Raw genomic sequence first — 20734 nt, forward strand, 5'->3', positions numbered from 1 at the left:
GTTACCTCCGTGGGCTGTCGAGGGTCGAGTGGTGGGGGTTCGAGGAGTGGGGGATTGAAGAAGTGCCTGCGGTGTCGCCGCCGGCGATGTGCCGGGCGGCCACGTAGCCGAACGTCATGGCGGGGCCGATGGTCGCGCCTGCCCCGGCGTAGCTGCGGCCCATCACCGCGGCCGATGCGTTGCCCACCGCGTAGAGGCCATCGATCGGTGTGTCGTCGTCGCGCAGCACCCTGGCGAACTCGTCGGTGCTCAGACCACCCGAGGTGCCGAGGTCGCCGAGGATGATCTGGAACGCGTAGTAGGGCGGCTTGCCCAGCGGGTGCAGGTTCGGATTGGGCAGCGTCGGGTCGCCGTAGTAGTTGTCGTAAGCGCTGTCACCGCGGTTGAAGTCGTCGTCGTGGCCGCTGCGCGCCAGTTCGTTGAACCGCTCGGCCGTCCAGCGCAGCTGCGCCGGCGGCGCGCCGATCTCAGCGGCGAGCTCCTCGAACGAGTCACCCGCCTTGACGATTCCGGAATCGAGCCAGGCCTTCGGGACTTTCCACCCGGTGGGCACCGGTGCGAACGGGATCTTCGGCAGCGGCAGGTGACCGCCGACGACGTAGCGGTGGAACGAGCGGATGTCGGTGACCAGCCAGCACGGGATGTGCTCCACACCAGTGCGCTGGCCCTCGATCATCGCGTGGGCGAAGTCCATGTAGGGCGCCGCCTCGTTGATGAAACGCTCCCCCGCCCCGTTGACGACGAACTGCGCGGGCATCATCCGTTCGTTCAGCATGAACTGCAGCCGCCCATCCGGCCAGCACATCGCCGGGAACCACCAGGCCTCGTCGAGCAGCTCGGTGGCCGCGCCGACCTTCTGTCCGGCCCGGATACCGTCACCCGTTGCGGCCGGATTGCCGAAGCTCCAGTCCTTCTCCAGCTCGGGCAGGTACTCGCGGCGCCAGGTCATGTCGTGGTCGAAGCCACCGGCGGCGATGATCACCCCGCGCCGCGCGTGGATGCGCACCGACCGGCCGTCCTTGTCGACGACTGCCCCGATCACCGCTCCCTCGTCGTCGGTGACGAGCTCGCTCATCGGTGCGTCCAGCCACAGCGGGATGTCCTGCTGCTTCATCGCCAGCCGCATCCGCGCGGCCAGCGACTGGCCGATCGCCGCCATCCGGTCGCCGAACACCCGGGCCCGGACCATCCGCCAGATGAGTTTGAGCAGCACCGCCTTGCCGCGCCAGTTCTGCCTGACCTGATAGAACAGCCGCAGATCCTTGGGCGCGAACCAGATTCCCTTCGGCGCGAGGGCGAGCGGCGCAAGCAGCTGCTGCTCCTCGTCGCCCAGCTCCCGCAGGTCGATGGCAGGCACGTTGATGGTGCTGCCGAGCGCCGAGCCGCCGGGCAGTTCCGGGTAGTAGTCGGCGTAGCCGGGTTTCCAGACGAATTCGAACCACTGGCTGCGCTTTTCGAGGAACTCCATCATCTCGGGCGCGCGGTCGACGTAGGTGCGCAACCGCGCGTCGCTGACCAGTCCGCCGGTGATGGTCCGTAGGTAGCTGAACACCTCCTCGGGATCGGGCACGTAACCCGCCCGGCGCTGCGACGGGGCGCCCGGCACCCAGATGCCGCCGCCCGACAGCGCGGTGGAGCCGCCGTACTGCGACGCCTTCTCCACCACCAGCGTGTCGAGCCCCGCCGCGTCGGCGGTCAGCGCAGCGGTCATCCCGCCTCCGCCGGAACCGATCACGAGCACGTCGACCTCGATGTCGAAGCCCGCGGCGCCCGCCGCTGCAGACGTCATACGGCGACCGCCGTCCGGATCGCGAAGCCGGCGATCAGGTCCGGCGCCGCCCGGTAGAACCGCTGTTCGGTACGGTAGCCACCCGCGGCGGCCTGCAGAGCGGCGAAAGCCGCCACCCAGGTTCGGATCTCGTGTCCGGAGTTGCCGCCCTCGCGGGCGATGAACGAATTCGACCAGCCGTCCAGGTCGGTCAGCCAGCCCTCGTCGAGGATCTCGAGCAGCGTCTGGTCCCACACCGGGTTCAGGGGTTGCAGCCGGCTCTCGCCACGGGCGAAATGCTGTGCGGCGTCGATCACCGCGGCCTGCCGCGCCATTCGCGCCTCGGTGCTCATCGGCGCCCCGTGCACGATGCGCTCCAGCGCGGCGGGCGGCGCCGCCGCCAACGTCGGCACCGGCGGGTCGTGTGACAGCCCGCCCGAGCCGATCACCAGCACCCGCTTGCCGAGTCCGGCGAGGAAGCCGCCCACCGCCGCGCCGAGCATCCGGGACCGTTTGAGCGGGCCAAGCGGGGTGGCGACGGAGTTGATGAAGATCGGCAGCACCGGGCGCGACGTCGGATCGCCGAACAGCTTCTCGAGCGGTTGAACGGTGCCGTGGTCGACGTCCATGCTGGCCGAGATCGCCACGTCGACACCGGCCTCCCACACCGCGCTCGCGCAGTGGTTGGCCGTCGACTCCGGCACGTCGAGCGGCCCGGCGTGGGTGCCGAAGTCACCGACACCGCGGGCGGACGTGCCGATGCAGAACGGTGGCATCAGCCGGTAGAAGAAGCCGTTGTAGTGATCGGGCGAGAAGATCACCACGAGCTCCGGGTCGAAGGCGGTGACGAAGTCTCGGGCGTCCGCGATGGCCGTCCCGATGTCGTCAAGGAGTTCCTGCGACGGTCCCGGAAGATTCAACAGTGGACTGTGCGACATGCAGCACAGCGCCACTTCCGTTGTTGAGGTTCCCATCTGGATCGTTGCCTCCTCTCTGGGTCACATGCAGCACCGCGAACAGTGCTTCGCTGGTCTCGGGTGCGCGCTGGGCGATGCAGGCGCCGGCGATGCAGCGGTCCGGCCGCAGGAACAGCACCGACTCGGTGTGCGCGTCGAACCACGCCTTCACCGCGCCGGTCCGGTCGCCGACGACCACGACGTCGGGGTCGTCGTGTCCGGTCCAGTGCAGTTGGGTCACCGGCCGGGCGGCGACGAACGTGGCGCCCAACGCCTTCCAGCGGTCGAAGATCTGCTCGCCGAGCAGGGCACGCGGGTTGTTGTTCCAGCACAGCACCGCGAATCCGGTGCCGAGGACGTCGTCGAGCAGCACGCCCGCCTGCTCCCGGGTGTCGACGCGGGGCTGGATGAACAGCGTGCCGGTAGGCGACGTCGGCGTCGGCGCGTGGTCGTGGTGGACCGCACCCTGCTCGTAGCGCGGCATCGGCTTGAACCGCATCTCGAGCACGTAGCGCTTCAGCGTCGGGACGACGGACGCGCCACGGATCACCCTGTCGCGCAGCGCCGCGACGCGACGGTTCGTCGGGGAGATGACGCGGCCCACCATCGTGGACAGGTCGATCATCGCCCGGGCGTGCTTGCGGCGTTCGACGTCGTAGGTGTCCAGCAGCGCGTCACCGGCCTGGCCCTTGATCACTGCCGCCAGCTTCCAGCCGAGGTTGGCGGCGTCGCGGATGCCACTGTTGTACCCCTGCCCCTGCCACACCGGCATCAGGTGTGCGGCGTCGCCGGCCAGGAACATCCTGCCGGCGCGGAATGCGCCGGCAATGCGGGAGTGGTGGGTGTAGACCCGGTGCCGGATCACGTCGACGCGCTGCGGATCCGGGACGAATCGGCCGAGCATCCGCTCGATGAACGCCGGCTCCTCGACCTGCTCGTCGGACTCGTCGGCGTGGATCATGAACTCGAACCGGCGGATTCCGTGCGCGATCGAGATCGAGGCGTACGGTCGCTCGGGGTCCGCACCGACCTCGCTGTTGGGGTGGCCCAGCGGATCGTTGGCCACGTCGACGACCAGCCACCGGGTGGCCGAGGTGGTGCCCTCGAATGCCACCCCCATCAACCTGCGGGTGGCGCTGCGGCCGCCGTCGCACCCCACGAGATACCGCGCGGTGACCGGGTTCTCGTCACCCGACAGCCGCACCGTGACGCCGCCGTCGGTCTCGGCGCACGCCTCCATCCGGCTGCCCCAGGCCACCTGCACGTGGTCGAAGCGGTCGAGGCCCGCGAGCAGTTCGGCGTCGACCATCGGCTGGACGAATCCGTTGCGCTTGGGCCAGCCGAAGCGGGCGTCGGGCGGAGCCATCTCGGCGAGTAGCCGCCGGTTGCGGTCGAAGAAGCGCAGGATCTGGTTCGGGACGGTGTGCGGCAGCACCTTGTCGACCAGACCGATCGCCTGGAATGTGCGCAGCGCCTCGTCGTCGAGGCCGACGCCGCGCGGGTAGTCGATCAGGCTGTCGCGCTCGTCGACGACGAGTGTGCGCACGTCCTGCAGGCCGAGGATGTTGGCCAGCGTGAGCCCGACGGGTCCGGCCCCGACGATGACGATGTCGGGGTCCACGGCAGCCGGCGCCGTCACTGCCGCCCCAGCAGGAAGTCCAGGTGCAGCCGGTTGAACGTCTTCGGATCCTCGTACTGCGGCCAGTGTCCGCAGCCGGGCATCACCTCGAAGCGGGCGCCCGGGATCATCTCCGCGATCCGCCGGCCCTCGCTGACGTCGGCCGTCGGGTCGTCACTGGTCCACAGCACCAGCGTGGGCGCGGTGATCGCGCCGTAGTCATCGGGTTTCATCAGATTGCGCGCCCGGATCTCGGGGTCCTGCAGGGCCATGATGTCGCGCATCGCGTCGACGAAGCCGGGTTGCCGGTACACCCGCTGCCGGCTGGCGACGATGTCGTCGTAGCCCTTCGACTTGTCGGCCATCAACCACTTGATGCGGGCCTGCACGGTCTCCCACGTGGGGTTCTCGGCGGCGGCCATGGACAGCGTGATGATCCGCTTCATCACCTCCGGATCGGCCTGCGAGCCGCCGGCGGTGTTGAGCACCAGCCGCTCGAGCCGGTCGGGGTGATCGACCGCGAACCGCGACGCCACCCAGCCGCCCAGCGATTCGCCGCTGATGTGGGCCCGCTGCGCGCCGATCGCGTCGAGGACCGCCAGGAGGTGATCGACGTAGTGGCGCACCTCCAGCGGGTGGCCCGGCCTGTCGGTGTAGCCATGGCCCAGCATGTCGACCGACCAGGTCGAGAAGTGCTCCGCATGCGACTCGAGGTTGCGCACATAGGCCTCGGCATGCCCGCCGGAACCGTGCAGCAGGACCAGCGTCGGGAGGGACGGGTCGCCTGCGTGCAGATAACGGGTCCGCGCGCCGCCGACATCGAGGTACCCCTGCGAGAACGGGACGCCCTGGAGGTCGCTCCACACGCTCTCGTGCTCGGACATGGTCCCCTTCCCGGCGACTCCGCTGCTTGGCTGGCGGAAATGACATTCTCGCTCAGTGCGAACGTTGTGTGCTAATATCGCACCGTTATGTGCACTATGTTAAGAGCATCACTCTCGCAATGACGTCTGTCAAGGGAGACGGCCCCAATCCGCCGGACAAGCTCGCCGCCGGGTCCCAGACCCTCGCGCGCGGGCTCTCTGCGCTGCAGGCGGTCGCCACCTCGCCGACCGGGCTGACGGTGCAGCAGGTCGCCGACTTCGTCGGCGTGCACCGCACCATCGCCTACCGGCTGCTCGGCACCCTGGCGCAGTTCCGCTACATCACCAAGGGCGAGGACGGGCGCTACCGGCCGGCGTCGGGTCTCGCCCTGCTCGGGGCGTCCTTCGACAACAACGTGCGCCAGCTCAGCGTGCCGGTGCTGCGCGGACTGGCCGACGAACTCGGCGCCACCGTCTCACTGCTCATCGCCGAGGGTGATCAGCAGGTCGCGATCGCGGTGATCGCCCCGACCCACGTCTACTACCAGCTGTCCTTCCACGAGGGCAGCCGCTACCCGCTGGACCGGGGCGCCGCCGGCATCGCCCTGCTGTCGAGCATGCCGCCGCGACCGGGCGAGCGCGACCTGGTGCCGCAGACCCGAGAGCACGGCTGGGTGATCACCCACGGCGAGGTCGAGCCCAACACCTACGGTCTGGCCGTGCCGGTACGCCGGCGGCCTCCGTCTCCGCCCACCTGCATCAACCTCATCTCGCACCGCGAAGACGTTGTGCGAGAAGGCCGGGCGGCAGTCATCGACGCCGCCGCGAAACTGTCCACGATCCTGTCCTAGAGGATCGCCCGGAAGGAGATGACTGCGGTGACCGAGTGGAACCACGCGACCGACGTGGTGGTGCTGGGCAGTGGCGGCGCCGGGCTGACCGCAGCCCTGACCGCGGCCGCCGACGGCGCGGCGGTCGAGGTGTACGAGAAGGCCGCCACCGTCGGCGGCACCACCGCGGTGTCCGGCGGGATCGTGTGGATCCCCGCGCACGACCGCGCACCCGACGGCGAACTGACCGCCGAAGACGCGCTGAGCTATCTGCGGGCCCAGTCGCTGGGCTACATGGACGACGACCTCGTCGAGACGTTCGTGCGGACCGGCCCGGCGCTGCTCGACTTCGTCGAGACGCACAGCGACCTGCGGTTCGTCGTCGCGGAGGGCTTCCCCGACTACAAGCCCGAACTGCCCGGCGGCCGGCCTGCGGGCGGGCGCTCGCTGAACGCCACGCCGTTCGACCTGGCGAAGCTGGGCGACTGGCACGACCGGATCACGTCGTTCCCCGCCGACTTCAGCAACGTCGGCATCGACGCCGAGACCCGGGCCCGCATCCACGCGACCGCCGACGAATCGCTGACCGAACCGTGTGTGGCGGGTACCGCGCTGATCGCCGGGCTGCTCAAGGGCCTGCTCGACGCCGGTGTCACGCCGACCACGCAGGCGCGGGCGGTCGAGCTGATCGCCGAGGACGGTCGCATCGCCGGAGTGCGGATCGACCACGGCGGCACGCAGATCCAGGTCCGGGCCCGGCGCGGCGTCGTCCTGGCCAGCGGTGGGTTCGAGTGGGATCCCGCCCTGGTCGACGCTTTCCTGCGGGGCCCGATGCGCGGCCCCGTCTCACCGCCCAACAACACCGGTGACGGCCTGCGGATGGCGATGGCGCACGGCGCGGACCTGGCCAACATGGGCGAGGCGTGGTGGGTGCCGATCGTGCAGATCCCCGGCGACACGATCGACGGCCACCCGCGCAGCCGCAGTGTCCGCCTGGAACGCACGCGGCCGCGCAGCATCATCGTCAACCGCGCAGGGCAGCGGTTCGTCAACGAGGCGGGCGAGTACAACTCGATGGCCGGCCCGTTCCAGTACCTCGATCCCAAGGGCGGGTACGTCAACGACCCGGCCTGGATCGTGTTCGACTCGCTGCACCTCAAGAAGTACGGCTTCCTCGGGGTCGAGCCCGACGGGCCTGCGCCGGAGTGGTTCTCGAAGTCCGCCGATCTCGCCGAACTGCAGGAGAAGACAGGCATCGCCGCCGAGGGCCTGGCGCGCACCCTGGAGGCGTGGAACCGCAACGTCGCCGACGAGGTCGACCCCGACTTCGGCCGCGGGTCGAGTGTCTACGACGGCTACTGGGGCGACCAGAGCGCCGGCTCACCGGCGCTGCAGACGCTCGGGCCCATCGACACGGCGCCGTTCTACGCGGTCCCGGTGTCCATCGGCGCGATGGGCACCAAGGGCGGCCCGCGCACCGACCGCGACGGCCGGGTACTTCACGTCAGCGGCACGCCGATCGCCGGCCTCTTCGCGGCGGGCAACGCCATGGCGGGCGCGACCGGAAAGGCCTACGGCGGCGCGGGCGGCACCCTGGGTCCGGCCATGGTCTTCGGGCTGCGCGCCGGGCACGCCGCGGCCACCGGCGAATCGCTGGACTGACCGTGCCGTAGCCGCCCGACTACCCTGACGGGGTGCTCGCAGACTCCGCCACCGACGGCCGGTTCGCCGCGATCCCGCGCTCGGCGGCGCAGCTGCGCGTGCTGGACGCCGCGCTGGCGTTGATCTCCGAGCGCGGGGTGAGCGCGACGTCGCTGCAGATGATCGCCGACCGCATCGGCGTGACCAAAGCCGCCGTCTACCACCAGTTCCGCACCAAGGACGAGATCGTCATCGCCCTGACCGAGCGGGAACTCGGCGGGCTGGAGGACGTGCTGGAGGCCGCGGAGGCCGAATCCGACCGCGTGCAGGCCCGCGAGCTGCTGCTGCGCCGGGTCGTCGACCTCGCCATCGAGCGTCGCACCGCGGTCAGCGTGCTCCAGTTCGATCCAGTCATCGTGCGGTTGCTGGCCGAGCACCGGCCGTTCCAGCGCTTCATCGACCGGCTCTACGCGGCGATGCTCGGCGACGAGACCGGCAGCCGGGCCCGGCTGCACGCGGCGATGCTGTCCGGCGTGATCAGCGTCGCGGTGATGCACCCGCTGGTGGTGGACATCGACGACGAGACGCTGCGCGCCGAGCTGCTGCGGACGATGCGCCGCATCGTCGACCTACCCGGCTGACTCCTCGGGTGCGGCGAACAACTGCTCGGCAGCGGTGTACGGGTCGACACTGCCGTCGGCGACGCGTTCGGCCAGCCCGCCCAGCGCCGGATGCGTGCGGAGCAGCGTCTGCGCCAGCGACAGGATCTGTGTGCGGGCGCGCGCGGCACGCCGCTCGGCCGTGTCCGACCGGTGATGGGCGTCGATCGCCTCGGCCAGTTCGGTGACGCCCTCGCCCTGCGCGGCGACCAGTTTGAGGATCGGCACGCTCACCTCGCCGCGCAGATCGCGCACGGTCTGGTCGGCGCCCTCGCGGTCGGCCTTGTTGACCACCACCAGGTCGGCGACCTCGAGCAGGCCGGCCTTGGCGGCCTGCACGGCATCGCCCGCACCCGGGTTGAGCACCACCACCGTCGGGTCGGCGATCGCGGCGATCTCGATCTCGGACTGGCCGACGCCGACCGTCTCGAGCACCACCAGGTCGTAGGACAGCGCCGCCAGCAGCCGGATCGCGGCGGGCACCGCGGCCGCGAGTCCGCCCAGGTGCCCGCGGGTCGCCACCGATCGGATCAGCACATCGGGGTCGTTGATGTGGGCCGCCATCCGGATCCGGTCACCGAGCAGCGCGCCACCGCTGTAGGGCGACGAGGGGTCCACGGCCAGCACTGCCACCCGCAGACCGCGGCCCCGGTAGACGGCGACCAGCGCGGCGACCGTCGTCGACTTGCCCGCACCCGGCGGCCCGGTGAACCCGACGACGCGCGCTTCGTGCACACCGACCGCCGCGAGCACCTCCTCGCGGCGCGAGCCCTCGACGAGGCTCAGCAGCCGGCCCGCCGCACGGGCCGATCCGCCGCGGGCCGCGGCGACGAGCTCGTCGACATCCATTCCGGGGTGGATCCGGGATTGCGACATCAGCGGAGCCTAGGGTGCCGCGACCTCGATCACGGTCGCCGAGCCCATTCCACCGCCCGCGCACATGGCGGCGACACCGATGCCCCCGCCACGGCGGCGCAGTTCGTGGACCAGCGTCACCAGCATCCGCGCCCCGGTGGCGGCGACGGGGTGGCCGAGCGAACACCCGCTGCCGCTGACGTTGACCCGATCCGGATCGATGCCGAGCAGCTTGATGGTGGCCACGCACATCGCGGCGAACGCCTCGTTGATCTCGAAGAGGTCGACGTCGGACACGGCAAGGCCGGCCCGCTTGAGCGCCTTGGGAATCGCCTCGACGGGCGCGAGGCCGGTGAAGGCCGGGTCGACACCGACCGACGCCCATGACCGAACGGTCGCCAGCGCGGGCAGGCCGAGCCGATCACTGGCGATGGTGAGCGCCGCCGCGCCGTCGTTGGCCCCGCAGGCGTTGCCGGCGGTGATCGAGAAGCCCTCGATCTCGGGGTGCAGTGGCTTGAGCCCGGCCAGCTTCTCGAGGCTGGTGTCGCGGCGCGGATGCTCGTCGGTGTCGAAGACGCCGTGCGGCGTGTCGATCGCGACGATCTCCTCTTTGAAGCGGCCCTCGTCGATCGCCGCGATGGCCTTGCGATGCGAGCCGTAGGCCCACTCGTCCATCTCCTCGCGGCTCACCCCGGCCCGCACCGCGGCGTTCCAGCCGACCGTGATCGACATGTCCATGTTCGGCGCGTCGGGCCGGTTCGGGTGCGTCGGCGGGAACCAGTCGACCAGTTCGGCGTCTTTCTCACTGCTCACCCGCCGCTTGAACCGCGGCGACGTCGACGCCGAGTTCACCCCGCCGGAGATGATCAGCTCGTCCATGCCGGCGCGGATGCTCGCGGCGGCGCTCTGCACGGCGGCCTGTCCCGCCGCGCAGTGCCGGTTGTTCGACAGCCCGGGCACCGACTGCAGACCTGCGGTGATGGCGGCGTGCCGGGCGATCACACCCCCGCCGTAGAGACCCTCGCCGAGGATCACGTCGTCGACGCGCGTCGGGTCGAGCTCGGCCGCGGCGGCGGACACCACGTGGTCGGCCATCGTGTAGGCGTCGGTGTCGCGCAGCGTGCCCTTCATCGCGGTGCCGATGGGGATACGCAGTGCGTTGACGATCACGGCCTCGGGCATCGCGGACTCCTCTTGACTCGGGTGAGAATGTTATTCTCACAGTCCGAGAGTGTCAGTTGCAAGAAGGGGAACCGCATGCAGATCGCGGGAAGCGCGGCGATCGTCGTCGGTGGTACCGGCGGACTCGGTGAGGCGACGGTCCGCCGTCTGCACGGCGCGGGCGCCAAGGTCGTGGTCGCCGATGTCGCCGACGACAAGGGTCGCGAGCTGGAGTCCGAGCTGGGCGTGCGCTACGTGCACACCGATGCGACGTCCGAGGAGTCGGTGAAGGCGGCGATCGCCGAGGCGCAGTCGCTCGGCCCGTTACGCATCTCCGTCGACACCCACGGCGGCCCCGCCAGCGGTGGCCGGCTGATCGGCAAGGACGGCTCGCCGCTGGACCTCGACGGCTTCAAGCGGACCATCGAGTTCTACCTGACGGCGGTGTTCAACGTGATGCGGCTGTCGGCCGCGGCGATCGCCACGAGCGAGCCGCTCGACGAGGGCGCCCGCGGCGTCATCATCAACACCGCCTCGATCGCGGGATACGAGGGCCAGGTCGGCCAGCTGCCCTACGCCGCAGCCAAGGGCGGTGTGCTCGGCATGACTCTCGTTGCCGCCCGCGATCTCTCGCCGCTCGGCATCCGCGTGGTCAGCATCGCACCCGGCACCATCAACACCCCTGCCTACGGGAAGGCCGCCGACCAGCTCGAGCAGTACTGGTCGCCGCAGGTGCCGTTCCCCAAGCGGATGGGCCGCTCGACCGAGTACGCCCAGCTCGTGCAGAGCATCATCGAGAACGACTACCTCAACGGCGAGGTCATCCGCCTCGACGGGGCACTGCGCTTCCCGCCCAGGTGACGTCGTCGCTGGCGGGAAAGGTCGCGTTCGTCGCGGGCGCCAGCCGCGGCATCGGCGCGACCGTCGCCGGGGCGCTGGCCGCCGAGGGCGCGGCCGTCGCGGTGGCCGCCCGCTCCGAGGAGCAGGGCAAGCTGCCAGGCACCATCGGCTCCGTGGCCGACGCGATCACCGCGGCGGGCGGACGAGCGCTCCCCGTGCCGTGCGACGTCACCAGCGAGGAGTCGGTGGAAGCCGCTGTGGCGGCGACCGTTTCGGAGTTCGGCGGGATCGACGTGCTGGTCGCCAACGCGGGCGTGCTGTGGTTGGGACCGGTCGAGTCGACCCCGCTCAAGCGCTGGCAGCTGTGCCTCGACGTCAATCTGACCGGCGTGTTCCTCGTGACCAAGGCCGTGATCCCGCATGTGCGGGCGCGCGGCGGCGGCTCGCTGATCGCGGTGACAACCACCGGCGTCGGGATGGTCGACGCCGGATCCAACGCCTACTGGGTGTCCAAGGCGGCCGTCGAGCGGCTGTACCTCGGGCTGGCCGCCGATCTGGAGGCCGACGGCATCGCCGTCAACTGCCTGAGCCCGTCGCGCGTGGTGCTCACCGAGGGCTGGCAGGCCGGCGGCGCCGGCATGGAGATCCCGCCGGAGATGGTCGAGCCGCCCGAGGCGATGGCCCGCGCGGCGGTGCTGCTGGCCGGCGAGCGGGCCGACGGCATCACCGGCACGGTCCAGCGCTCGGAAGAACTCACTTCCCGCTGACTCCGCGTTCAGGGCGTGCCTTCCTCGCACATCGCCGCCCTGGGCGCAGAGTCAACGCATTCGGAGCTACGTGTTCTTGGCGATCAGACCGTCGACGATGCGGTTGAAGTCATCGGTTCCGAACGAGACGTATTCGGACAGGTTGGCGTAGTCCAGCGACGCCATCACCGACTTCTCGAGTTGGATGTTCATCAGCCGCTTGGTGGCTTCCAGCGCCTGCTGCGGCAACTCCATGATCTTCTTCGCGCACGCGATCGCCTCGGTGAGCGGATCGGCCACCACGTGGTTGGCCATCCCGAGTTCGAGGGCGCGGGCGGCCTTGATCCGCACACCGGTGAAGGCGAACTCCTTGGCCTGCAACAGGCTGATCTGCGACGGCCACACCAGTGGCCCGCCGTCGGCAGCGACCAGTCCGATCGACACGTGCGGATCGGCGAAGAACGCCGTCTCGGCCATGTAGACGATGTCGGACAGCGCGGCCAGGCTGCAGCCCAGGCCGACGGCCGGACCGTTGACCGCGGCGACCACCGGGATGCGGCACCGCACCATTCCGATGACGAGGTCGCGGCCGTGCTTGATCGTCTTCTGCCGCAGCGCTTCGTTGCTGCGTAGTTCGTCGAGGTAGTTGAAGTCGCCGCCGGCCGAGAACGCGCGTCCCGCACCGGTGATCACCGCCGCCCTCGCATCGGCGTCCTCGTTCAGCGCCTCCCAGATCCGGGCCAGCCCCACGTGCAGCGGGTCGTTGACCGCGTTGAGCTCGTCGGGGCGGTTGAGCGTGATGATCCGCAGACCGCCGTCGGCACGGACGTCGATCTCGTCGGGCATGTCGTACATGTCAGTTCCTCTCGCTCACAATCCCAGGATGCGTTGGGCGATGATGTTCTTCTGGATCTGCGACGTGCCGCCCATGACGCTCTGCGCGCGGCTGTACATGTAGGCGCCGAAGAGATCCTCGTCGCCGGTACCCACCGTGGCGAGCGCGGCATGCCCGACCGACTGCTCGACCCACGTCATGAGCAACTTGTCCAGTGACCCGTCCGGCCCGTGCTTGATGCCGTCGAGCTGTTCGGAGAGTCGCCTGCGCACGTGCAGCCGCAGCATCTCGGTCTGCACCCATGCCCAGGACAGCTCGTCGGGCGCCGGCCCGTCGACCCGGGAAGCCAACTGGCGCACCGTCTTCCCGTATCGCGCCGAGAAGCCCAGCGTCGACGGTTCGCGCTCGTGGCTGACCACCGTCATCGCAAGCTTCCAGCCTTCGCCCGGTGCGCCCACCATGTTGTCGGCGGGCACCCGCGCCCCGTCGAATTCGACCTGGCCGAACTCCCTGGTGACGCCGCTGATCATCTTGAGCGGGCGCTGCTCGATGCCGTCCTGGTGCATCGACACGATGAACGCCGAGATGCCCTTGTGCTTCGGAACGTCCTTTTCGGTGCGCGCGAGCACCAGGCACCAGTCGGCGACGTCGGAGTAGCTCGTCCAGATCTTGTGGCCGTGGATGACGTACTCGTCACCGTCGCGGACCGCCGTCGTGGTCAACGATGCGAGGTCCGACCCGGCGCCCGGTTCCGAGAATCCCTGGCACCACCGCTCCGTGCCGTTGATCATGCCGGGCAGGAAACGTTGCCGCAGTTCCTCGCTGCCGTGGTGACTCAGGCCGACGACGAGGTACCCCAGACTCGGCCGTGCCGGCGCGCCCGCCTTCGCGATCTCCTCGTCGACGATGACGTCGTAGACCGGTGGCAGGTCCTGGCCGCCGTAATCCTTCGGCCACGACGTGCCGAAGAATCCGGCACCGAACAGCGCCTGATGCCATTCGCCGGCCTTGGCCCAGTACTCGTCGCCCGAGGTCGGGAACTTGCCCTTCTGCTCGGTCAGCCACGCGCGCAGCCGATCCCGGAACGCGGCCTCGTCGGGTCCGTCACGAAAGTCCAATGGTCAGCTCCTCCAACTTGACGGGCCAGGCCTCCGTGGCGGCCAGCACCCGACGCAGGTAGATGTGGGCCAGGCACTCCCAGGTGTTGCCGATGCCGCCGTGCACCTGGATCGACGTCTCGCACACGGTCAGTGCCGAACGCGCACAGTAGATCTTGGCCACCCGGCCGGCCTCGACCGCCTCGGTGACCGGCAGTTCGTCGACGGCCCAGGCCGCGTGCCGCGACACGCTGATCGACCCCTCGATGAGCGCCAGGCTCTCGGCCAGCAGGTGCGCGACCGCCTGATACGACCCGATCGTCGATCCGTACTGTTCGCGGACCTTGGCGTACTCGCATGCCAGCGCATGCGCGCCGCGGGCCGCGCCGACGATGTCGGCGGTCGTCGCCGCGAGCGCGAGCGCATACCAGCGCATCCGGTCCTCGTCCGACAGCTCGGTCAGCTCCGCGGGCGACTCGTTCACACCCGCAAGGCTTCCGGTGAGGTCAACGGACGCGGGCACGGTGTCGGGCGACGCGAGTTCGCGGCCGATCCTGCGCTGCAGGTCGTCGGCGAGCACCGGACCGAGGAACGGAACGTCGACCAGGCCGCGGCCGAACTCCTCGGCGACGATCGCCACCTCCACCCCGGACGCCTCGTCCGAGCGCAGCGACCGCCACCCGGTCGACGCGACGGTCTTCTCCAGCCGGGCGGCGCGGCCGTCGTCGTCGAGGTCGGCCACCGACCCCGGACCGAGGTCGTCGGCGAGCTTGGCCGCAGCGTCCCGGAGCTGCTGTTGTTCACTGGTCAGTCGGACGTCCATGAGCCTCCTTGAGCACGCGGCGCAACACCTTTCCGGACGGTAGGCGGGGAATCTCGGGCACGAACACCACGCGGCGGGGCTGCTTGTAGCGGGCGAGCCGGTCGCCCACCAGTCCGACGAGTTCCTCGGACGACACCGGCGCGCTGGTGGTCACGGCCGCGATGACGGCCTCGCCGTCGGCCGCGTCGGGCACCCCGAACACGGCGCAGTCCTCGACCGCCGGGTGTCCGTGCAGCACCGCCTCCACCTCGGCGGGCGCGACCTGGAAGCCGCGCACCTTGATCATCTCCTTGAGCCGGTCGGTGATCCGCAGCCAGCCGTCGGCGTCGAGCGCGCCGACATCGCCTGTGCGGTACCAGCCGTCGCTGAAGGCCTCGGCCGTCGCCTCGGCGGGCAGGTAGCCGGCCATCACGGCATCGGATCTGACCTGGATCTCGCCGGTCTGCCCGGGCGGCAGCACCGCCGCCGTCTCGGGGTCGACGATGCGCACACTCACCCCGGGTACGGGCCGGCCGACGGTGTCCAGTCGTGCGCCGTCGACGGGGTTGGCCGCGATCACCGGGACCTCGCTCGTGCCGTAGGCGGCGACCCACCGCACACCCACGCGCCGGGTGACGCTGTCGGCGGCGCTCTGGGTGACCGGGGTGGCGCACCACATGATGTAGCGCAGCGAGGACAGATCGTGACTCTCGAGCTGCGGATGCCCGGCGATGGCCAGCGCGATCGGGGCCACCGACATCTCGATGGTGATCCGGTCGGCCGCGATGTGACGCAGCATCGCGTCGACGTCGAAGCGGCGATGCAGCCGGATCCACGCCCTGGTGTCCAGTGCCATCGCGATGTTGAGCAGGCCGAGGATGTGCGACGGAGGCGTCATGATCTGCATCCGGTCCGTCGCCGACAGTTCCAGCGCGTCCCGCCACTGCCGCACGGCGGCGGCGAACGCGCGGTGGGTGTGCCGGACCGCCTTGGGCATGCCGGTGGTGCCCGAACTGAACACCAGCAGCGCGTCGGAACCGGGCGGCGGCGCGGGGAACGTCCGCATGCCGGGCGCGATCGGCTCGTCGAGATGCAGCATCGGCACCAGTTCGGCCAGCAGTGCCTGGTCGCCGACGGCGTGCGACGCTCCGGTCAGTGTGAGGGCGTTCTGCACCTCGAGGCGCTTCCATGCCGGGCTGATCAGGACGACGGCCGCGCCCAGCCGCCAGATCGCCCGCAGGGCGACGACGAACTCGGGGCGGTTGGACGACATCAGTGCCACCCGGTCACCGGCGCGCACACCGCGGTGCTCCAGGGTGGTGGCCATCCCGTTGGCCATCGCGTCGAGTTGTGCCAGGGTGAACTCGCGGTCCTCGAAGGCGAGAGCGACCGGGTCAGTCACGTGTCGGCCTCCTCGCACACCGCCGCTTACGCCCTCCTCGTGCCGCACCGAGCCGGTGCCGAACTCGTCTTGAGAAGAGCCTATCATTAGAAGAGAATAGAGTTCTCTTATAACCAGAATGACGATGCCCAGAGGAGTCTGATGACGGCCGAACCGATGACCGACGCTTCCGCCGGACCGGGTGAGATCACGTTCATCTTCGATCGGGCGAAAGTGTCGGTGGCCGGCCGCCCCGGCGAGACGCTGCTGGAGAGCGCCCGCCGCGGCGGGATGACGCCACCGTTCTCCTGCGAGGCGGGCAACTGCGGCACCTGCATGGCCAAGCTGACCGAGGGCACCGCCACCATGCGGGTCAACGACGCCCTCGACGACGACGAGGTCGAGGACGGCTACGTGCTCACCTGTCAGGCGGTGCCGGACACCGCGGTCGTCATCGTCGATTACGACGACGTCTGAGCCTGCGCCGGCAGGGGCGGCGGCGGCCGGTACTCAGGGCTGAACCCCGACACCCGCACCGGGCTGCCGACCAGCCGGTACGGCCCGGCATCCACCAGCGCCTCCGGCGTCGCGTCGAGCGCCTGCGGCAGGCTGCGCACCGCCGCGGCGGGGATGCCCAGCGGGCGCAACCGCGCCTCCCACCCGGCCGCGGTGTCGGTGCGCAGCGCCGCCGTGACGACCGCCAGCACCTCCTCGCGGCGGGCCGCACGCTCGGCCATCGTCGGGAAGCCGTCGATACCGGCCTCCGTGGCGAACAGCCGCCAGAACCCGTCATGGGTGATGAACAGCGCAAGATACCCCGCTGCGGTGGGAAACAGCTGCGCGGGAACGTAATACGAGTGCGCGCCGTTCGGGAAGCGGCGTGGCTCGACACCGTCGTTGAGGTAGGCCGCCGCGCGGTAGTTGAGCTGGGAGAGCATCACGTCGCGCAGCGAGACGTCCACCTGACCACCGCGACCCGACACGATCATCGCCAGCAGGCCAAGAGCGGCGGTCAGCCCGGTCGAGTTGTCCGCCGAGGAATATCCGGGCAGCGTCGGCGGCCCGTCCGGATCGCCGGTCATCGCCGCGACGCCGGTGGCGGCCTGGATCACGTAGTCGAACGCCGGGTCGTCGCCGCCGTCGAGGCCGAAACCCGTCATCGCGACGCACACGATCTTCTCGTTGAAGCGCCGCAGGTTCTCATAGGTCAGGCCGAGCTTGCGGATCACCGAGGGCTTCATGTTGACCAGCAGCGCATGGGATTCCGCGACCAGCTCGCCGAGCCGGCGCTGCCCGTCGGGCGACTGCAGGTCCAGGCAGATGTTCGACTTGTTGCGGTTCAGGCTGGCGAAGTAGCTGTCGCTGACCTGCCGGGAGATCTCACCGCCGGGCGGCTCGATCTTGACGACCTCGGCGCCCAGATCGGCCAGCATCATCGTGGCGTACGGGCCGGCCAGCATGACGCCGACCTCCAGGACGCGGATGCCTGCGAGCGGCCCGGGACCGCTCATCGCACGGCTTTGGCGAGCTCGGCGATCACCTCACGCGTGCGGTGCTTCGAGGCGATCAGCTCGTCGCGGTTGTCGCCGATCGGCAGCAGCCGCACCGACAGGTCGGTCACCCCGGCGTCGGCGAACATTTGGAATCGACGCTGAATCTGTTCCATATCACCCGCCGCGCAGAGGTCGCCGACGTTGCGGGCGTCGCCGCGGTCGAGCAGCTTCTGGTAGTTCGGCGACGTCTCGGCCTCGGAGAGAATGCGATTCGCCCGCTCCTTGGCGGCGTCGATCTCGGAGTTCGCGCACAGGCACACCGGGATGCCCGCGACGATGCGCGGCGCCGGCCTGCCCGCATCCGCGGCAGCCTTGGTGATCTTCGGCGCGATGTGGTCGCCGATGGCCTTCTCGTCGGCCATCCACAACACGGTGCCGTCCGCGTGCTCACCCGCGAGCTGCAGCATCACCGGCCCGAGCGCGGCGACCAGCACCGGCAGCGGTTTCTCTGCGCCCAGCGCCGTCGGGTTGTGCACGGTGAAGTTGCTGTTCTCCACGTCCACCGGGCCGGGACCGGACACCGCGGCGCTCAGCACCTCCAGGTAGTCGCGGGTGTAGCCGGCCGGCTTCTCGTAAGGCAGCCCCAGCATGTCGCGGATGATCCAGTGGTGCGACGGGCCGACGCCCAGCGCCAGCCGTCCCCCGGCCATGGCGTGCACCGAAAGCGCCTGACGTGCAAGGGCAATGGGATGCTGCGCCTGCAGCGGCACCACCGCGGTGCCGAGTTCGATGCGCGAGGTGTGGGCGGCCATCAGCGCGACCATCGTCAGGCAGTCGAAGTCGTCGGGGACCTGCGGCATCCACGCGGTGTCGAGGCCCGCGGACTCCGCCCACTCGATGTCGGACACCAGCTTCTTGACCTTGCGGGCCATGTCGCCGCGCTCGGCCCCGATCATCACACCGAGTCTCATGTCACCGCACTTCCTTCGCCGAGTGTGAATCCCCGGCGGGATTCAGGGCCGAAAACCGCCGACGTTTCACACTCGTCACTGGGTGGCCTTGTCGGTCAGCGCACGCACGTCACGCACCAGGTCCTCCAGCGAGGTGCCCGTCGGGAAGACCGCGGCCGCACCCGCTTCCAGCAGCTTGGGCACGTCGCTCTGCGGGATCGTGCCGCCGACCACGACGGCGATGTCCCCCGCATCGGCGGCCCGCAGCGCATCGACGGTGCGTGCGGTGAGCGCCACGTGCGCCCCGGACAGGATCGACAGGCCGACCAGCGAGACGTCTTCCTGCAGCGCGATCGAGACGATGTCCTCGATGCGCTGGCGGATGCCGGTGTAGATGACCTCGAATCCGGCGTCGCGCAGGGTGCGTGCGACGATCTTGGCGCCGCGGTCGTGTCCGTCGAGGCCCGGTTTGGCGACGAGCACGCGCGCCGGAGCTGATCCGGTCATCTAGAACACCACCGGCTGCTGGAACTCGCCCCACACCGACTTCAGCGTGGACACCATCTCGCCGACCGTGCAGTACGCGTTCGCGCAGTCGACCAGCTTGTGCATCAGGTTGTCGTCTCCCTCGGCCGACCGCGCGAGGGCGGCAAGTGCTTCCTTCACCGCGACGTTGTCCCGCTCGGCCTTGACCTTCGCCAGCCGTTTGAGCTGCAGGTCGCGCCCTTGCGCGTCGAGTTCGTAAGTGTCGATGTCCGGCGGCGGTTCGGCGGTGACGAACTTGTTGACGCCCACCACCGGCCGCTCCCCCGACTCGACCTCCTTGTGGATCTTGTAGGCCTCGTCGGCGATCAGGCCCTGCAGGTAGCCGTCCTCGATGCAGCGCACCATCCCGCCGTGCGCCTCGAGGTCACCCATGATCTCGACGATCTTCTCCTCGGTGGCGTCGGTGAGCGCCTCGACGAAGTAGGACCCGCCCAGCGGGTCGGCCACCCGGGTCACCCCGGTCTCGTAGGCCAGGATCTGCTGGGTGCGCAGCGCGAGCGTCGCCGACTCCTCGCTGGGCAGCGCGAACGGCTCATCCCATGCGGCGGTGAACATCGACTGCACGCCGCCGAGCACCGACGCCATCGCCTCGTAGGCGATGCGCACCACGTTGTTCTGCGCCTGCGGTGCGTACAGCGACGCGCCGCCGGACACGCAGCCGAACCGGAACATCGACGCCTTGTCACTCGTCGAGCCGTAGCGCTCGCGCACGATGGTCGCCCAGCGCCGCCGGCCCGCGCGGTACTTGGCGATCTCCTCGAAGAAGTCGCCGTGGGTGTAGAAGAAGAACGAAATCTGCGGCGCGAACTTGTCGATGCTCATCCGGCCGCGTTCGACGACGGTGTCGCAGTAGGTCACGCCGTCGGCCAGGGTGAACGCCATCTCCTGCACGGCGTTGGCGCCGGCGTCGCGGAAGTGCGCACCGGCCACCGAGATCGCGTTGAACCGCGGCACCTCGGCGGCGCAGAACTCGATGGTGTCGGCGATCAGCCGCAGTGACGGCTCGGGCGGCCAGATCCAGGTCCCGCGCGACGCGTATTCCTTGAGGATGTCGTTCTGGATCGTGCCGGTGAGCTTCTCGCGGGGCACCCCGGCCTTCTCCGCCGCCGCGACGTAGAAGGCGAGCAGGATCGCCGCTGTGCCGTTGATGGTGAAGCTCGTACTGATCTTGTCCAGCGGGATCGAGTCGAACAGGATCTCCGCGTCGGCGAGCGTGTCGACCGCGACGCCGACGCGGCCCACCTCTTCGCCGTACTCGGGATCGTCGGAGTCGTAGCCGCACTGGGTGGGCAGGTCCAGCGCGACGGACAGCCCGGTGCCGCCCTGGTCGAGCAGGTACCGGTAGCGGCGGTTCGACTCCTCGGCGGTGCCGAATCCGGAATACTGCCGGAACGTCCACAGCTTCCCGCGGTACCCGGACGCGAAGTTGCCGCGGGTGAACGGATAGCCGCCAGGCGGCGGCGGGTCGGCTTCCCGGTCGGCGGGCCCGTAGACGGGCTCGAGCGGGATGCCCGAGGAGGTCTGCACGGAGTCTGTCATCGATGGATAACGTACTTGCAAAAAATGAGAATGCCAATACCACCTGTGGGAAATGAGTGCCCACGTCCGCGCCTCACCTGTGCCTGACGACCCCCCGCCCGCACCGGACACCCCCGCGCCGACCTCGGCGGCTCGTGAGAGACAATCGATGATT

The 20734-nt window shown here is 69.9% G+C and carries 20 protein-coding genes; 6 read left to right on the forward strand and 14 right to left on the reverse strand.

The window, feature by feature from the left end:
- Nucleotide 1: 1 nt before the first annotated feature.
- The 4 genes from O6P37_RS08145 to O6P37_RS08160 are packed head-to-tail and all read right to left on the reverse strand — an operon-like array spanning nucleotide 2 to nucleotide 5226.
- Complete coding sequence (locus O6P37_RS08145) at nucleotides 2-1789, reverse strand: FAD-binding protein (RefSeq protein WP_269893565.1); 1788 nt, start codon at nucleotides 1787-1789, stop codon at nucleotides 2-4.
- Nucleotides 1786-2706: a 3-carboxyethylcatechol 2,3-dioxygenase gene (locus tag O6P37_RS08150; protein ID WP_269893566.1), complete on the reverse strand. Its 921-nt coding sequence runs from the start codon at nucleotides 2704-2706 to the stop codon at nucleotides 1786-1788. The genes O6P37_RS08145 and O6P37_RS08150 overlap by 4 nt, the downstream gene beginning before the upstream one ends.
- Nucleotides 2654-4363, reverse strand: coding sequence for a bifunctional 3-(3-hydroxy-phenyl)propionate/3-hydroxycinnamic acid hydroxylase (locus tag O6P37_RS08155; protein WP_269893567.1), 1710 nt, complete (start codon nucleotides 4361-4363; stop codon nucleotides 2654-2656). Before O6P37_RS08155 ends, O6P37_RS08150 begins: the two co-directional genes overlap by 53 nt.
- On the reverse strand, nucleotides 4360-5226 hold the full coding sequence (locus O6P37_RS08160) for an alpha/beta fold hydrolase (RefSeq protein WP_269893568.1): 867 nt from the start codon (nucleotides 5224-5226) through the stop codon (nucleotides 4360-4362). Before O6P37_RS08160 ends, O6P37_RS08155 begins: the two co-directional genes overlap by 4 nt.
- A 119-nt stretch (nucleotides 5227-5345) precedes the next feature.
- Here O6P37_RS08160 and O6P37_RS08165 point away from each other — a divergent pair, with 119 nt between their 5' ends.
- From O6P37_RS08165 to O6P37_RS08175, 3 genes are read left to right on the forward strand one after another with little or no spacing between them, the layout of a single operon-like run.
- Entirely contained in the window at nucleotides 5346-6056 is a 711-nt protein-coding gene (locus tag O6P37_RS08165) for an IclR family transcriptional regulator (protein WP_264013296.1), read from the forward strand.
- Nucleotides 6057-6083: 27 nt separating this feature from the next.
- Nucleotides 6084-7697 (forward strand): FAD-dependent oxidoreductase, encoded by a 1614-nt coding sequence (locus tag O6P37_RS08170; RefSeq protein ID WP_269893569.1) that lies wholly within the window; start codon nucleotides 6084-6086, stop codon nucleotides 7695-7697.
- A gap of 32 nt (nucleotides 7698-7729) precedes the next feature.
- Nucleotides 7730-8317, forward strand: a complete 588-nt coding sequence (locus O6P37_RS08175; protein WP_269893570.1) for a TetR/AcrR family transcriptional regulator — start codon at nucleotides 7730-7732, stop codon at nucleotides 8315-8317.
- On the opposite strand, the gene meaB is transcribed toward O6P37_RS08175, so the two are convergent.
- Complete coding sequence (gene meaB / locus O6P37_RS08180) at nucleotides 8306-9184, reverse strand: methylmalonyl Co-A mutase-associated GTPase MeaB (protein ID WP_269893668.1); 879 nt, start codon at nucleotides 9182-9184, stop codon at nucleotides 8306-8308. The two genes, O6P37_RS08175 and meaB, sit on opposite strands and share 12 nt — an antisense overlap.
- A gap of 36 nt (nucleotides 9185-9220) precedes the next feature.
- Nucleotides 9221-10372, reverse strand: a complete 1152-nt coding sequence (locus O6P37_RS08185) for a thiolase family protein (protein ID WP_269893571.1) — start codon at nucleotides 10370-10372, stop codon at nucleotides 9221-9223.
- A 75-nt stretch (nucleotides 10373-10447) separates the two neighbouring features.
- Between O6P37_RS08185 and O6P37_RS08190 the strand changes: the two genes are divergently transcribed.
- Both O6P37_RS08190 and O6P37_RS08195 read left to right on the forward strand, forming a co-directional pair.
- Nucleotides 10448-11212 (forward strand): SDR family NAD(P)-dependent oxidoreductase, encoded by a 765-nt coding sequence (locus O6P37_RS08190; protein ID WP_269893572.1) that lies wholly within the window; start codon nucleotides 10448-10450, stop codon nucleotides 11210-11212.
- Nucleotides 11209-11958: an SDR family NAD(P)-dependent oxidoreductase gene (locus O6P37_RS08195; RefSeq protein WP_269893573.1), complete on the forward strand. Its 750-nt coding sequence runs from the start codon at nucleotides 11209-11211 to the stop codon at nucleotides 11956-11958. Before O6P37_RS08190 ends, O6P37_RS08195 begins: the two co-directional genes overlap by 4 nt.
- A gap of 66 nt (nucleotides 11959-12024) precedes the next feature.
- Here O6P37_RS08195 and O6P37_RS08200 read toward each other — a convergent pair whose 3' ends face one another.
- Genes O6P37_RS08200 through O6P37_RS08215 form a run of 4 tightly spaced genes read right to left on the reverse strand, consistent with a single transcriptional unit; the run spans nucleotide 12025 to nucleotide 16073 of the window.
- Nucleotides 12025-12792 (reverse strand): enoyl-CoA hydratase/isomerase family protein, encoded by a 768-nt coding sequence (locus O6P37_RS08200; RefSeq protein WP_269893574.1) that lies wholly within the window; start codon nucleotides 12790-12792, stop codon nucleotides 12025-12027.
- A gap of 15 nt (nucleotides 12793-12807) precedes the next feature.
- On the reverse strand, nucleotides 12808-13890 hold the full coding sequence (locus tag O6P37_RS08205; RefSeq protein ID WP_269893575.1) for an acyl-CoA dehydrogenase family protein: 1083 nt from the start codon (nucleotides 13888-13890) through the stop codon (nucleotides 12808-12810).
- Complete coding sequence (locus tag O6P37_RS08210) at nucleotides 13877-14692, reverse strand: acyl-CoA dehydrogenase family protein (RefSeq protein ID WP_269893576.1); 816 nt, start codon at nucleotides 14690-14692, stop codon at nucleotides 13877-13879. The genes O6P37_RS08205 and O6P37_RS08210 overlap by 14 nt, the downstream gene beginning before the upstream one ends.
- Nucleotides 14670-16073, reverse strand: coding sequence for a class I adenylate-forming enzyme family protein (locus O6P37_RS08215; RefSeq protein ID WP_269893577.1), 1404 nt, complete (start codon nucleotides 16071-16073; stop codon nucleotides 14670-14672). Before O6P37_RS08215 ends, O6P37_RS08210 begins: the two co-directional genes overlap by 23 nt.
- Before the next feature lie 141 nt (nucleotides 16074-16214).
- Between O6P37_RS08215 and O6P37_RS08220 the strand changes: the two genes are divergently transcribed.
- Entirely contained in the window at nucleotides 16215-16529 is a 315-nt protein-coding gene (locus tag O6P37_RS08220; RefSeq protein ID WP_269893578.1) for a 2Fe-2S iron-sulfur cluster-binding protein, read from the forward strand.
- Here the strand turns inward: O6P37_RS08220 and O6P37_RS08225 are convergent.
- The 4 genes from O6P37_RS08225 to O6P37_RS08240 form a co-directional block, all read right to left on the reverse strand.
- Nucleotides 16514-17563, reverse strand: a complete 1050-nt coding sequence (locus tag O6P37_RS08225) for a CaiB/BaiF CoA transferase family protein (RefSeq protein WP_269893579.1) — start codon at nucleotides 17561-17563, stop codon at nucleotides 16514-16516. The genes O6P37_RS08220 and O6P37_RS08225 overlap by 16 nt on opposite strands.
- Nucleotides 17560-18516 carry an LLM class F420-dependent oxidoreductase gene (locus O6P37_RS08230; protein WP_269893580.1) on the reverse strand — a complete coding sequence of 319 codons (957 nt, stop codon included), beginning with the start codon at nucleotides 18514-18516 and terminating at the stop codon, nucleotides 17560-17562. The genes O6P37_RS08225 and O6P37_RS08230 overlap by 4 nt, the downstream gene beginning before the upstream one ends.
- A 75-nt stretch (nucleotides 18517-18591) precedes the next feature.
- Nucleotides 18592-19002, reverse strand: coding sequence for a cobalamin B12-binding domain-containing protein (locus O6P37_RS08235; protein ID WP_269893581.1), 411 nt, complete (start codon nucleotides 19000-19002; stop codon nucleotides 18592-18594).
- A complete protein-coding gene (locus tag O6P37_RS08240) occupies nucleotides 19003-20580 on the reverse strand; it encodes a methylmalonyl-CoA mutase family protein (RefSeq protein WP_269893582.1) in 1578 nt (525 codons plus the stop codon).
- Nucleotides 20581-20734: the final 154 nt, after the last annotated feature.

This window comes from Mycobacterium hippophais (assembly GCF_027529605.1).
Classification (GTDB): Bacteria; Actinomycetota; Actinomycetes; order Mycobacteriales; family Mycobacteriaceae; genus Mycobacterium; species Mycobacterium arseniciresistens.